Below are 13,152 nucleotides of genomic sequence, written 5' to 3' on the forward strand. Positions count from 1 at the left end.
CAGGTTTTTGCTGCATTTATGACAGGCTATTTCGTTCGCCGTTTTTTATTAATTATTCCCACCTTTATTGGCATTACCTTATTGGTATTCGCAATCACCCGGTTAGTTCCTGGTGGGCCTATTGAACAATTAATGATTCAGGCGCAACTTGGTGGAGAAACCGGATCATTGCAGCGCAGCCAAGGCGGTGGCACTCTCTCTGACGGGCAGCTTGCTGAATTAAAACACTACTACGGTTTTGACCAACCCATGCTCAGCAGCTATGTGCGCTGGCTTAAACAAGTTGTACAGTTTGATCTAGGCACCTCTACCCGCTACCAAGACCCGGTGTGGCAAATAATAAAAGAGCGATTTCCGGTCTCAGTATTCTATGGCGTATGCACCCTCGTGCTCACGTACTTAGTCTGTATACCCCTGGGGCTCGCCAAGGGCATGTATCACGGCAGCGCGCTAGATAGCTGGTCATCGGCGCTTGTGTTTTTGGGCTACGCCCTACCCAGCTATGTGATTGGTATCGCGCTCATTTCTTTATTTGCGGGATACTGGGATTGGTTTCCCCTCGGCGGATTTATTAGCGACGACTATGATGAGCTTTCGCCGCTTGCCAAAGCGGGCGACATTTTTCATCATGCAGCACTGCCGTTGATCGCCTATTTAGCGGGCAGCTTTGCAGTTACCACACTTATGATGAAAAACGCCTTAATGGATAACTTGTCAGCTGACTATATGCGCACTGCCGCAGCCAAAGGCCTCAGTCGCAGCGCCAGTGTCAGAGGCCATGCGCTGCGCAATAGCTTAATTCCCGTCGCAACCTCCTTTGGCAACAATATTTCATTGCTCTTGGGCGGCTCATTTTTGATAGAAACCATTTTCAATATCGACGGTATTGGCTTACTGGGTTACGAAGCCATTGTTGAGCGGGACTACCCAATTGTGATGGGTATTCTGGTTATCTCTTCGCTTCTTTATCTGCTGGGCAATATCCTCTCCGATATTTGCGTTGCATTGGTCGACCCCCGCATTCGCTTTGGCGGAGGGAGTAGCACATGAGCATTTTTACCCTGCGCAACCCAGTTGCCAAAAAGCGCTGGCAGCGCTTTCGGCAGTCCAAACGTGGCTTTTACTCTACTTTGATTCTTCTCGCCTTAACGTTGGGCAGCTTTGGTGCCGAGCTTATTGCCGGTAATCGGGCATTACTGGTGGTCTATGAAAGTCAATGGTATTTCCCCACATTCGGCGATGTTCGCAGCGGTAAGGAATTCGGCTTAGATTACAGTTACGAAGTGAACTACCGGGAGCTGCAAAATCAACTCAGCGAGAGCGGCAATGGCTGGGTGCTAATGCCGCTGATTCCATATAGCCCCTTGGAAACGGATTTAATTGCTGGCGATTTTCCACCCCATGCCCCCTCTTTAAGCACCGGACATTATCTGGGCACCGACACCAGCGGCCGCGATGTTGCTGCTCGTCTGCTTTACGGCTTCCGCACGGCCATTGTCTTTTCCCTACTACTTTTGGTGTTTAATTACGCGATTGGCGTGGCCATAGGCTGTTTAATGGGCTTTTGGGGCGGCGCCTTTGACTTGATCTTTCAACGCATAATTGAAATTTGGTCAAACATTCCCTTTCTGTATGTCATTATGATTGTGGCCTCAATTATTACGCCCAGTTTCTGGAGCCTGCTATTTATCATGGCCTTTTTTGGCTGGACCGCAATGACCTGGTATATGCGAACCGCCACCTATAAAGAAGTCGCACGTGACTATGTAATGGCGGCTAGGGCAATCGGTGCCTCTGGCAGTCGAATTGTTTTTCGTCACATTTTACCCAATAGCGTATCGACCTTGGTCACCTTTATCCCCTTCTCTGTTGCCTCGGGCATCACCTCGCTCACCGCATTGGACTATCTCGGCTTTGGCTTGCCACCGCCGGTGTCAAGCTGGGGTGAACTGCTCAAACAAGGCACCGAGAATTTGGAGTCAATGTGGTTAGTCGGCTCGGTCGTTATCGCCATGACGGTTATTTTAATGCTGGTCGCCTATATCGGCGAAGCCATTCGCGATGCCTATGACCCAAGGCAATTTAGCTACTATGAATAAATTTGTATTCCTACTGCTTTTAGTTGTTATTAACACACCCCTTGTACAGGCATTACCAAGTGCACTACCCGACGGGCTAAAGTGGCAAAGCAATCTGAGCGACCCGATATTTGCAGACCCCCGCGCCAAACCCGGCGGCCGATACCGTACCTTTGTCACCACCTTCCCATTAACACTGAGGTTGGTGGGGCCAGATTCTAATGGCAGTTTTGCCAGCTATATGCGCGCCAATAATCTGAGCCTTGTGGGCATACACCCCAACACCTTAAACCCGCTACCCGAACTCGCTACTCACTGGGCGTTTGGCGACGACGGCCACAGCATCTATTTTCGTTTAGACCCCGACGCTCGGTGGTCGGACGGCAAGCCGGTCACTGCTGACGATTACGTTTTCGGCCTAGCGTTTATGCGCTCGAAATTTATTTTAGCACCGTGGTATAACAATTATTTCAGCGAGGTCATAAGCGATCTTGTCAAATATGACGACTACACCATTGGTATTGAAGGTTCAGTGGCCAAGCCCCAGGATGAAATGCTATTTGAGTACAGCGTGTCTCCCGTGCCGAAGCACTTTCACACCCTAGATGAAAATTGGGTTAGGGATTACAACTGGCGTATAGAGCCGAACACTGGCCCCTATATTATCAGTGAGATTCGTAAAGGAAAGTACGTTGAATTTAGCCGCAAAAAGGACTGGTGGGCAAACGATAAACGCTATTTCAAACACCGTTACAACCCCGATCATTTGCGAGTAAAACTTATTCGCGACATTAATATTGCCTACCAGTATTTTCGCAAAGGCGAGCTAGATAACTTTCCCCTGCTGATGCCCCGCTTTTGGCATAAAAAGGCGCAAGGCGATATCTACGAAAAGGGCTATGTCAGCAAAATCAAGTTTTACAATGATGTGCCACAGCCAATCAGCGGGCTGTTTCTGAACGAAGATGCGCGGCCGCTCGACGACATCAATGTGCGCTACGGTATTGCCCATGCACTCAATGTCGATAAAGTGATCAATACCGTATTACATGGTGACTACGAAAGACTACAAAGCGCTCACGAGGGCTATGGCGACTACACCAACACCAGAATTCGCGCCCGCGAATTTGATCTAAAAAAAGCCGGTGAATACCTTGATAAAGCCGGTTGGGACACGCGCAATAAAGACGGCATACGTGTTAAAGACGGACAGCCGCTGAGTATTCGCATCACCTATTACAATAGCGGCCACAACGACCGCCTGGTGATCTTGAGTCAAGAGGCGCTCAAGGCTGGGGTCGAGTTTAAACTGCAGCTACTCGACCCGTCGGCGGCCTTCAAGCAAATAATGGAAAATAAACATCAGGCTGCATGGATGGGCTGGTCTGGTGGCGGACTGTCGCCACGATACTGGGAGTTTTACCATTCTGATAACGCCCATATATCTCAGACCAATAATGTCACGAACACTGACAACCCCCTCATGGACGCCAAAATCATGGCCTATCGCAAGGGCACCGATAAAGCCGAGCGCGTTAAGCTTGCTCATGAGCTTGAGCAGATGATCCACGATCAGGGTTCGTTTATCCCAACCTTCAAAGTCCCCTATACCCGCGAGGCGTATTGGCGCTGGCTAAAATTACCGCCAGCTCACGGGACTCGCACGAGTGATTCATTGTTTGATCCACTGGGCGGCAGTGGCGGTTTGTTTTGGATAGATAAACAAGCCCGACGGGACATCCTAAAGGCTAAAGACGACGGCGACTCCCTGCCCCCTGAAATCATAGTGGACAAAACGTGGGTAATCGCACCATGAGTTTGCTATCGGTTGAACAATTGAGCGTCGCGATTCGCGGTGACGATGGCATACAGCGCGAATTGGTTAGCGCAATCTCTTTCGCGATTGCCTCCGGTCAAACAATGGGGCTCGTTGGCGAATCTGGTTGTGGTAAGAGTCTTACCGCAATGGCAATACTCGATTTACTGCCCAAGCCGCAAGCTTTGCGCAGCGGTGGTAAAATACTTTTCAAAGGCGATGACTTAAGTCAATTAAGCAATAAAGCTTTACGCCAGATTCGCGGTCACAAAATTGCGGTTATATTTCAGGACCCCATGAGTGCCCTGAATCCAGTACAGCAAATTGGCCGTCAACTTATGGAAGTGCTGAAATTGCATTTCCCCAAGCAGTCCAACGCAATTCACCGCGCCCGGGTTTTAGAGTTATTGACGGAGGTCGGCATTCCGGCGCCGGCAGAGCGGCTCAATGCCTACCCCCATCAATTGTCTGGCGGCATGCGTCAGCGGGTCATGATCGCCATGGCACTGGCCTGCGAGCCAGAGCTACTCATCGCCGATGAGCCAACCACCGCGCTCGACGTGACGATACAGGCCCAAATCGTCAGATTATTGAAAAAACTCCAAGCAAAAAATGGCATGGCCATGCTTTTTATTACCCATGACCTAGCGCTGGTATCCCAGCTTAGCGACCACATAGCGGTGATGTACGCGGGTAAAATAGTTGAATACGGGGCCGCAGCGCAGATATTTAGCCAGGCACGCCACCCCTATACCCAAGGCTTGCTGGCCTCGCTGCCGGGGGCGGGTCATCCGCCCAAATCACGGCTGCACAGTTTAGAGGGGCAAGTCCCCGCAATCGACAATATGCCTGCGGGTTGTCGGTTCGCCAACCGCTGTCGCTATGCCCAAGACATTTGTCAAACGCCCCCGGCTAACGAAGTCATCACAAAACGGGCCGATACCCGAGAGGAAGTAAGCGTCGCATGCCATTTATGGAGAAGCATCTCGCCATGAGCGTAAACAACGGCAAGGCAATTCTTACAGTAAATGATCTGCAACTGCACTTTGGCCAGGGCGGCGGGCTATTCCGTCCCTCACGCACTTATCTGCGCGCCGTAGACGGTGTCAGCTTTAAACTGTATGAAGGCGAAACTCTCGGTTTAGTGGGTGAATCTGGTTGCGGCAAAAGCAGTCTCGCCAAGGCGCTATTGAATTTGCATAAGCCCACCGCTGGCTCTGTCCGCTATCGTAAGACCGATATAGCAGGCCTCCCAGATCGCGCAATGCGTGACTATCGCCGCGCCCTACAAATGATTTTTCAGGATCCCTTTGAGTCCTTAAACAGTCGCCACACCGTTGAGGTAATTCTTGAAGAACCACTCATTATCCACAAACTTGGCGATCGCGAAAGCCGTCGTCAACGGGTGGCGGAATTGCTGGCAATGGTTGGCCTGCCGCCAAACGCAGCCAATAAATACCCCCATGAATTTTCCGGTGGCCAACGCCAGCGCATTGGCATTGCTCGGGCCATTGCGCTGGAGCCCAAGGTTTTAATCTGCGACGAAGCGGTATCCGCGCTCGATGTCTCGGTTCAGGCGCAAATTCTGAATCTGCTCATGGATATTCAGCAAAAACTTAAACTCAGTATCATTTTTATTTCCCACGATCTAGCGGTAGTGCGACACATGAGTGACCGCATTGCGGTAATGTACTTAGGTCAAATAGTCGAAATCGCCGATGCCGAATCCATCTATAGCCAGCCAAGACACCCCTACACCCAAGGCCTGTTAGCGTCGATTCCCCGACTAGGTGAAACGTCACCCATTGACGCGCAGATCAGTGGCGATCTCCCCTCGCCTGTTGCACCGCCCTCGGGCTGCCGTTTTCACACCCGCTGCCCACATCGGCAAACACGCTGCGAACAAGATGCCCCGACATTACAAACCAATGACGGCGAGCAGCACTCTACCGCCTGCCACTTCTGGCCTGAAATCTCGGCCGCGCGGCAGCGCTCATGAAGTGAATCTGCGGATTAAACTCAGTGCTAACGCAAGCACAGGGGATATTTAATCCATTTTTACAGTGATACGCGGTAAACTTGCCATCCTGAGTAAACAAGACCGTCACTCTTTTAGCAGGCTATTTGTGCGTAACAGTTATTCCCCCCATAAAGATCGCGTACCGCTTAAATATGCGCGCAGCATGCTCCAAGTTGCTGAAGCTCAGGGGTATAGCAGCGCGGAACTGCTGCGCTCACTGCAACTCTCGTTTAACCCGATGGCCGCCGGTGCCGACTTAAACAGCCTAATTGACAGCCGCGATTACAGCCAAATTTACAATCGGGTTATGTGGCTATTACAAGATGAATCGTTCGGCCTAGGGCTACAAAGGCGCACACCAGCGGGCAGCTTTAGAATGCTCTGTCTTTTTGTAATTCACTGTGAAACCTTAGAGCAAGCACTGCAACGGGCATCGGAATTTATCAATTTTTGCCGCAGCCTAAGCGACATGCACAATACCCCTAAGCGTCCGGTCGAACGGCTCAATAATGGCACCGCCATCTACCGCTTTGCCCAAAGTGCTGAGCTGGTCGATACCAGCCAGCTTCACTCCGAATTAGAGGCCAGTTACACCACGGCCAGGATGATGGCAATTTGGCGTCGGTTTTGCCAATGGCTTATAGGCAAGCCGCTAGATCTTTTAGGTGTCTATTTGCAGATTCAGGGGCCTGACAAAGACAATTATTTTGAACAATTGTTTAGCTGCGACATATTTTACGGCAGTGAGCACAACGCATTTTTGATCGCTGAGCACAATCTCGACTGCCCGTTAATACATACTGAGGAGTCCCTGCGTAAATTCCTTCGCAATGCGCCCTATCATCTCTTGGTTGCTCAAGAGGACGAAGATAGCTCATTGCTATCGCAAATGAAGCGCATCATCGGTACAGATTTAAGTCATGAATTCCCTAGCGTTGTTACCATGGCTGAGCAGTTACACATGTCCGTGCGCACCCTGCGACGGCGCTTAAAAGACCTCGACACCACCTACCAAGAATTTAAAGATGAGCTGCGCAAAGAACACGCCTGCCGTTGGTTAAATCAACCGGAATTAAAAATTAATGCGGTCTCCGCCCTGCTCGGCTTTGATGAGCCGAGCGCCTTTCATCGCTCATTTAAAAAGTGGACGGGAATGACCCCGGGGGAATACCGTGCCAGTCGCCAACCCAGCGCCCTAAATCAAAATCAATCGCCAACCAGCTTGAACTCGGCACCTACGGAAGGTCCCTAATCCTTTTATGAATCCAATAGCAATAATAAGGGCCCTGCCCACCGCTGACGGTGAATCAATATTGGCGGAACAACGCCTTATTCCCGCCGAACAGGCCCACCATGAGCGGGAACAACAGCGCAAACTGCCCTTTGATAATATGCATAATTTCCGCGAACTCGGCGGTTTTAAATCCGCCACAGGACTATGCGTGAAATGGGGCATGATCTACCGCGCTGACAAAATCTCGGGGCTATCTGACCAAGATCAGCTCTACCTTGAGCGCCTAAACTTACGCAAGATTGTCGATTTTCGCTCAGACGAAGAGCGCAGCGAGTCGCCCCATAGCATCTTAGCCACGAGCAGTATTGTCATCGATGCCCTGCCCATCACCGTCGATGCTGCCCAAATAGAGAAAGTCACCGCTCGGCTCCAGCAAGAAGACGTAACCGCCGAAGACATGGCCCAATTTTTAATTGAGGCCAATCGCGAGATGATCGAACGTTTTGCTCCTGTGTATAAGCAGTGGCTGCACTCCTTATTAGACGAAAATAGCTACCCACAAGTATTTCACTGCACCGCAGGAAAAGACCGCACCGGATTGGCTGCGGCCTTACTATTGCGAATTCTTGGGGTGAGCGCCGACGACGTAATGAATGACTATCTTGCCACCAATACCTTCACTCGCGAAAGAATCGAGCGGATCGTCCATCACATAAACGAAATAACCATGCATCAAGTTAACGAAGATGTTGTCAGGGTGCTGTTTAAGGTGCAGTCGCGGTTCTTGAACGAGGCCTATAAAAGTATTGATGAGCATTATGGCAATTTCGCCAGTTTTGTTGAAATCGGTCTCGGCTTTGGCGAGGCTGAATGCGGCCGCCTTCGTGAATTATTACTAGAGCCCGCAGCCGGAATATAATCTATGGAAACCCGCGTATTTAATTCTGCCTATGGCGAACTCACCTTATTCCGCAGACCGTTTCGCCCCAGAGAAACCCTGCAGGCGTGGGACGCAGCAGATGACTATCTCCTCCACTATCTCGCTGAGCTAAACTTGGCTGACAGCACGAGAATCCTCATCGTCAACGACAGTTTTGGTAGTTTAAGTACCGCGTTAGCACAATACAGCTGCACACTGTGGGCAGACTCCGCCATTAGCGAGCTCTGTAGCGCCGAAAATGCCGCGAGCAACAAGCGCCCTGCCCCGCAATTTATCCCTGCCACTGCGCCACCGACCGGCAAATTCGATGTAATACTGTATCGACTTCCCAAAAGTCGGTCCTTACTAAACTACCAGCTGCAATGTCTTGCCCCACTCTGTCGGGATGGCGCCCAGTTTATTGGCGCCGCGATGGCGCGTCATATTGACCAGAATATTGTAAGCGCCTTTGCTAAAAATATTGCAACGGCCAAACCCAGTTTAGCGAGAAAAAAGGCACGCCTTATCCATTTGGACGGCGAGATTATCAGCGAATCACCGCAATCCGACACTAAAACAATCTCATTAGTAGACCACAATATTGTGCTGGCCAATCGCGCAAATGTATTTTCTCGGGACAAGCTCGATCTCGGCAGTCGAATCATGATTGCGAGTCTGCCGCTGCTCGATACCCCCGCCAATATCGCCGACTTGGGCTGCGGCAATGGTGTTCTTGGTATAAGCGCCGCCAGACAATGGCCCGACGCCCAGCTTCATTTCTTTGACGATTCATTTTTGGCAGTAGACAGCGCAAAGCATAATGTGAGGCAAAACTTAGGTGATCTTGCGGCCGCTTCCAGCAGTCAATTTAGTGCGAGTGACTGCCTTCACGCTTTTAGAGGTGACGACTTCGATTTAATTCTCTGTAATCCGCCCTTTCATCAAGACCATCATGTTGGCGACCAAATCGCCCGCCAGATGTTTCGCGACAGCCACAAGCATTTGACCGAAGGCGGCGTATTGTGTGTGGTCGGCAATCGCCACCTTGGCTACCACGTATTACTCAAAAAACTGTTCGGTAACTGTGAAACAATCAACTCCGACAGCAAATTCGTGGTGCTGCGGGCACGAAAAACAAGCCCGTCAAACGGGTGATACGTCGCCCTTCGCTGGCGTGCTTAAATGAGCCTTTCTAGCAAAGCCTGAGATTTGCATGCCGATCCAGGCTGTTTTTGTCTGCCTTGGCAATATCTGCCGCTCACCCGCCGCCCAAGGCGTGTTTGAAAAATACGTGCTCGAGGCAGGCTTGGCTGACAAAGTCAGCGTTGATTCCTGTGGTACAGCGGCGTTTAACCTGGGCAAATCCCCAGATCCACGCTCGATTGCAGCAGCGGGCCGTGCCGGCTATGACATAACACAGCAAATTGCCCGTCAGATTGATGATCATGATTACCAGCATGCCAGCTATGTCGTTGCCATGGATCGCATGAACCTCACCAACGTCTTAGCGTGTGCCCCAGCTGATTATGACGGTGAGATTAAGCTGCTAATGGACTACTGCGGGCACAATGGGAATAGCCAGATACCCGACCCCTACGACGACGAACACAGCTTTGACCGCGTAATCCAGCAAATTGAAGTCGCGGCAAAAGGCTTGCTCGACACAATCAGGCAAGCCCACGGTATTTAAAAGCCGAGACGGCGCTACTCGCGAATCAGGTAAACCAAACTTTCCAAGTGATAGGTTTGCGGAAACATGTCTGCCATCACTGCATCCGCCACCCCAAAACCGCCCTCCTGCAATATCCCTAGATCTCGCGCCAAGGTTGCTGGGTCGCAAGACACGTAAACTATGGTTTGCACGGTTTTGCTTTGCGCCAACACGTCGCACAGCGCCTTGGCGCCAGCGCGAGGTGGGTCGAGAAGCACCTTGTGGCTGGTCGCTTCTAAAACTATATTTTCTGCATCAAACAAATCGGCGTTGCAGTATTCAATCGCTAAACCCAGTGCTTTCGCTTGTTGGCTGGCGCGTCGCAACATGGCCTCGCCAACATCAACCCCAATAACGCGGGCACCGGCACTGGCTAAGGCCAGACTAAAATTACCTAAGCCGCAAAAATAATCGCTGATAAGCTCGCCAGACTCCGGCTTTAACCATGCCATGCACTGCTGAATCATTTGTTGATTCACCGCGATATTTACCTGAGTGAAATCGCTGGGCTGAAATGGTAGCGACAGCACCTCGCTAACGGGGTAGCTTAATGGTGCATTGTCGCCCCGCCACGCTGCGCCTTTGCTGCCTTCAATGCTGTGTAAAAACGCGGGGGCGACTAGTTTCTCTGCCAAAACCGCGCTGCGCTTTGCGTCAACAAAGCCTTCTTTCTTTATTTTTAGGGCAACGCGGCCATCGTCACTCAGGCTTAACACCACCTCTGCGGTGGCTTTGTCACCCAAAAACTCGGCGATGGCTGCGGTGCTTTGGTTTAAAACCCCATTCAATTCCGCTGCTAACAAGGGACAGTTCTCAACTTCAACTAAGTTGTGGCTGGCCTGAGCTTTAAACCCCAAAACGCCATTGTGATAGCTAAGGCGTGCGCGGTGACGATAGCCAAATTTTGAGCCGGTGATTGCCGCAGGCAAGGTAGCGCTCTCGCTATTCGCAAACGCTGCCGCCAAAACCCGCTGCAGACGCTGTTGCTTAAAGCTTACTTGGCTGGGGTAGTTCAAGTGCTGCAACTGGCAACCGCCGCAGCGCTGATAAACTGGGCAAATCGCGTCGACTCTTTGCTCGGCCGGAGCAGATATTGCAAGCAACTTAGCTTCGTCATAGCGTTTATGACGGCGAACGTATTGGGCGTCTACGGTTTCAGTGGGCAAGCCACCACCAACAAAAACAACCTTATTGTCGTGACGGGCTACGCCGCGGCCGTCGTCGGCCAAACTGTCGATATGCAATTTTAGTACGGCGGTATCTATCGCAGGCTTGGGCTTTTTGGTCGGTTTAAAGGTGTTAATGTGATGACGCTGCTTACTCATTAACGCAAACCTGTATTGGGGATAAACTGTCGGTATTGCTCCAGACACTGTTGTTTTCGAATTGCCAAAGCACGTTGCTGGGCTGCTGACTCAGCGTTTACACCAGCCAACTCCTCACAGGCTAAGTCGGTGTAGGCTTGGGCCTCAACCGCACCGCTACGAATTTGCGGCGATAGTTTCACCACCGGCAGTCCCACTTCCTCTTCCGCTAGCAATGCTAACGAGCACATCAATAATGCTGAAGGCAAGAGTCCTAGCATTAAGACCTGGCTATATTTTCGCATCGTTTACAATATTCTCTTGAATTTAGCCGTATTTTACCTAGGCAAAGCCGCTGTGGATATTCAATTACCGCTCATTTCAGTTAGAATGATCGGCTTAGCGAAAATTATACTATCCGCCTAACCGGAAGGCTTATGTCTAACATCGAAAAAAAAATTGAAAACGTAAACGTCACCGCACAGGAAGTGCTGATTACTCCTGCACGTTTAAAAGCTGCACTGCCGATGAGTGATCGCGCCAAAGCCATCGTCACGCAAGGCCGCGACACCGTTCGGGATATTCTCGACGGCAAAGATCACCGCATGTTTGTGGTGGTTGGCCCCTGCTCTATCCACGATGTTAACGCGGCCATGGATTACGCCAAGCGCTTAAAAGCGCTAGCCGATGAAGTCAGCGACACCCTCGTTATTATTATGCGCGTGTATTTTGAGAAGCCTCGCACCACTGTCGGCTGGAAAGGCTTAATCAACGACCCGTATTTGAACGACACTTTCAAAATTGAAGAAGGTCTGCACATCGGTCGTAAACTGCTGCTCGACATCAGCGAGCTGGGCCTACCAACCTCCACCGAGGCCCTCGACCCCATTTCGCCACAATACCTGCAGGACTGTATCGCATGGTCAGCCATTGGTGCGCGCACCACTGAGTCGCAAACTCACCGCGAAATGGCCAGCGGCCTGTCTTCTGCGGTTGGTTTTAAAAACGGCACCGACGGCGGCCTAACCGTTGCTGTTAATGCAATTGGCTCAGCAGTTAAGCCCCACCGTTTTCTGGGCATTAACGGCGAAGGCCAAGTGGCGGTTATTCACACCACCGGCAACGCCTACACCCATATCGTACTGCGCGGCGGCAGCCAAGGCCCCAACTACGATTCTGTGCATATTAAATTATGCGAAGCAGAATTGGCCAAGGCCGGTATTCCGCTCAACATCATGGTCGATTGCAGTCATGCGAACTCGAGCAAACAGCCGCAATTGCAGCCGTTGGTTATTGAGAATGTGGCTAACCAAGTAATTGAGGGCAATACCTCAATTGTTGGCTTGATGGTTGAGAGCAACATCAACGCCGGCAACCAAAGCATTCCTGAAGATCTGTCGAAGCTCGCTTACGGCGTGTCGGTTACCGATGGCTGTATTGGCTGGGACGAAACCGAAACCGCATTGCGCACTATGCGCGAGCGCTTGAAAGACGTACTGCCAAAACGCGCACGCTAAACCTAAGCGAGCAAATCTGGCTTTGAAAAAGCGCCTTTGGGCGCTTTTTTTGTTTTTCGTAAAATTTATTGATCCAAGATAAGCATCTGCGCGTAAGAAGCTTGCTTCTACACCTTGATGCTCAAGGTTTTTATGCCCCGATTTATCGGGGCTTTTTTTTGATTCGAGTTTCAATCAGCTGCTTTGGCGTTTTTATACCGGCAAATGTAGTTTGAGTTCAGCGTATAGCCCGCAGTGATCCGACAAGGAACGCCATGGTTCGCCGCTTAAGCGCTTAGCCGAGAGCGCCTGAAACCCCCTAAAATAGATGCGATCTAGCCGCAACATGGGCCGTTTAGCAGGAAAGGTTTTGGCGAGTTTACCATTGGCCTGCAGCGAGGCCTCTCGCAATTTTAAGCTATGTTTAAACCGTAAATGCAGGGCGCCGCTCCAGTCATTAAAATCACCGGCAATAATCAGTGGCGCATCTGCGGGGACTTTTTCACTTATCAACTTAGTGAGCAAATTAAATTGCTGATGGCGCTCCCAGCCCAGCAGGCCCATGTGCACGCAA

At 50.9% G+C, this 13,152-nt stretch carries 13 protein-coding genes; 10 read left to right on the forward strand and 3 right to left on the reverse strand.

What is annotated here, in order from left to right; genetic code table 11:
* The first annotated feature begins 18 nt into the window (after positions 1–18).
* The 9 genes from ABYP33_RS07750 to ABYP33_RS07790 all read left to right on the forward strand — a co-directional run bounded on the left by ABYP33_RS07750 (position 19) and on the right by ABYP33_RS07790 (position 9,757).
* Positions 19–1,050 (forward strand): ABC transporter permease subunit, encoded by a 1,032-nt coding sequence (locus ABYP33_RS07750; RefSeq protein WP_373090138.1) that lies wholly within the window; start codon positions 19–21, stop codon positions 1,048–1,050.
* Entirely contained in the window at positions 1,047–2,099 is a 1,053-nt protein-coding gene (locus ABYP33_RS07755) for an ABC transporter permease (protein ID WP_373090140.1), read from the forward strand. Before ABYP33_RS07750 ends, ABYP33_RS07755 begins: the two co-directional genes overlap by 4 nt.
* On the forward strand, positions 2,092–3,894 hold the full coding sequence (locus ABYP33_RS07760) for an extracellular solute-binding protein (protein ID WP_373090142.1): 1,803 nt from the start codon (positions 2,092–2,094) through the stop codon (positions 3,892–3,894). The genes ABYP33_RS07755 and ABYP33_RS07760 overlap by 8 nt, the downstream gene beginning before the upstream one ends.
* A complete protein-coding gene (locus tag ABYP33_RS07765) occupies positions 3,891–4,889 on the forward strand; it encodes an ABC transporter ATP-binding protein (RefSeq protein WP_373090144.1) in 999 nt (332 codons plus the stop codon). Before ABYP33_RS07760 ends, ABYP33_RS07765 begins: the two co-directional genes overlap by 4 nt.
* Entirely contained in the window at positions 4,859–5,893 is a 1,035-nt protein-coding gene (locus tag ABYP33_RS07770) for an ABC transporter ATP-binding protein (protein WP_373090146.1), read from the forward strand. Before ABYP33_RS07765 ends, ABYP33_RS07770 begins: the two co-directional genes overlap by 31 nt.
* Before the next feature lie 127 nt (positions 5,894–6,020).
* Complete coding sequence (locus ABYP33_RS07775) at positions 6,021–7,166, forward strand: AraC family transcriptional regulator ligand-binding domain-containing protein (RefSeq protein WP_373090148.1); 1,146 nt, start codon at positions 6,021–6,023, stop codon at positions 7,164–7,166.
* 7 nt (positions 7,167–7,173) lie between these two features.
* The gene (locus ABYP33_RS07780) at positions 7,174–8,067 is read left to right on the forward strand and encodes a tyrosine-protein phosphatase (protein ID WP_373090151.1); all 894 of its coding nucleotides are present in this window, start codon (positions 7,174–7,176) and stop codon (positions 8,065–8,067) included.
* 3 nt (positions 8,068–8,070) lie between these two features.
* Positions 8,071–9,222, forward strand: coding sequence for a methyltransferase (locus tag ABYP33_RS07785; RefSeq protein WP_373090153.1), 1,152 nt, complete (start codon positions 8,071–8,073; stop codon positions 9,220–9,222).
* A 58-nt stretch (positions 9,223–9,280) separates the two neighbouring features.
* Positions 9,281–9,757, forward strand: coding sequence for a low molecular weight protein-tyrosine-phosphatase (locus ABYP33_RS07790; protein ID WP_373090155.1), 477 nt, complete (start codon positions 9,281–9,283; stop codon positions 9,755–9,757).
* A 14-nt stretch (positions 9,758–9,771) separates the two neighbouring features.
* Here ABYP33_RS07790 and rlmD read toward each other — a convergent pair whose 3' ends face one another.
* Positions 9,772–11,103 carry a 23S rRNA (uracil(1939)-C(5))-methyltransferase RlmD gene (gene rlmD, locus ABYP33_RS07795; protein ID WP_373090157.1) on the reverse strand — a complete coding sequence of 444 codons (1,332 nt, stop codon included), beginning with the start codon at positions 11,101–11,103 and terminating at the stop codon, positions 9,772–9,774.
* Positions 11,103–11,333, reverse strand: a complete 231-nt coding sequence (locus ABYP33_RS07800; RefSeq protein WP_373090160.1) for a hypothetical protein — start codon at positions 11,331–11,333, stop codon at positions 11,103–11,105. The genes rlmD and ABYP33_RS07800 overlap by 1 nt, the downstream gene beginning before the upstream one ends.
* Positions 11,334–11,519: 186 nt before the next feature.
* Here ABYP33_RS07800 and ABYP33_RS07805 point away from each other — a divergent pair, with 186 nt between their 5' ends.
* Positions 11,520–12,599 (forward strand): 3-deoxy-7-phosphoheptulonate synthase, encoded by a 1,080-nt coding sequence (locus tag ABYP33_RS07805; protein WP_373090163.1) that lies wholly within the window; start codon positions 11,520–11,522, stop codon positions 12,597–12,599.
* A gap of 192 nt (positions 12,600–12,791) precedes the next feature.
* On the opposite strand, the gene ABYP33_RS07810 is transcribed toward ABYP33_RS07805, so the two are convergent.
* Positions 12,792–13,152: endonuclease/exonuclease/phosphatase family protein (locus ABYP33_RS07810; protein WP_373090166.1), on the reverse strand; the 361-nt coding region annotated here is incomplete at its 5' end.

The sequence above is a fragment of the Zhongshania sp. genome (assembly GCF_041584495.1).
In the GTDB taxonomy this organism is placed as follows: domain Bacteria; phylum Pseudomonadota; class Gammaproteobacteria; order Pseudomonadales; family Spongiibacteraceae; genus Spongiibacter.

Coding starts and splice junctions, on each gene's coding strand:
- ABYP33_RS07785 (WP_373090153.1), top strand. CDS start 8,071: ATGGAAACCCGCGTATTTAATTCTGCCTATGGCGAACTCACCTTATTC.
- ABYP33_RS07755 (WP_373090140.1), top strand. CDS start 1,047: ATGAGCATTTTTACCCTGCGCAACCCAGTTGCCAAAAAGCGCTGGCAG.
- ABYP33_RS07765 (WP_373090144.1), top strand. CDS start 3,891: ATGAGTTTGCTATCGGTTGAACAATTGAGCGTCGCGATTCGCGGTGAC.
- ABYP33_RS07800 (WP_373090160.1), bottom strand. CDS start 11,333: ATGTGCTCGTTAGCATTGCTAGCGGAAGAGGAAGTGGGACTGCCGGTG.
- ABYP33_RS07760 (WP_373090142.1), top strand. CDS start 2,092: ATGAATAAATTTGTATTCCTACTGCTTTTAGTTGTTATTAACACACCC.
- ABYP33_RS07770 (WP_373090146.1), top strand. CDS start 4,859: ATGCCATTTATGGAGAAGCATCTCGCCATGAGCGTAAACAACGGCAAG.
- ABYP33_RS07780 (WP_373090151.1), top strand. CDS start 7,174: ATGAATCCAATAGCAATAATAAGGGCCCTGCCCACCGCTGACGGTGAA.
- ABYP33_RS07805 (WP_373090163.1), top strand. CDS start 11,520: ATGTCTAACATCGAAAAAAAAATTGAAAACGTAAACGTCACCGCACAG.
- rlmD (WP_373090157.1), bottom strand. CDS start 11,103: ATGAGTAAGCAGCGTCATCACATTAACACCTTTAAACCGACCAAAAAG.
- ABYP33_RS07790 (WP_373090155.1), top strand. CDS start 9,281: ATGCCGATCCAGGCTGTTTTTGTCTGCCTTGGCAATATCTGCCGCTCA.
- ABYP33_RS07750 (WP_373090138.1), top strand. CDS start 19: ATGACAGGCTATTTCGTTCGCCGTTTTTTATTAATTATTCCCACCTTT.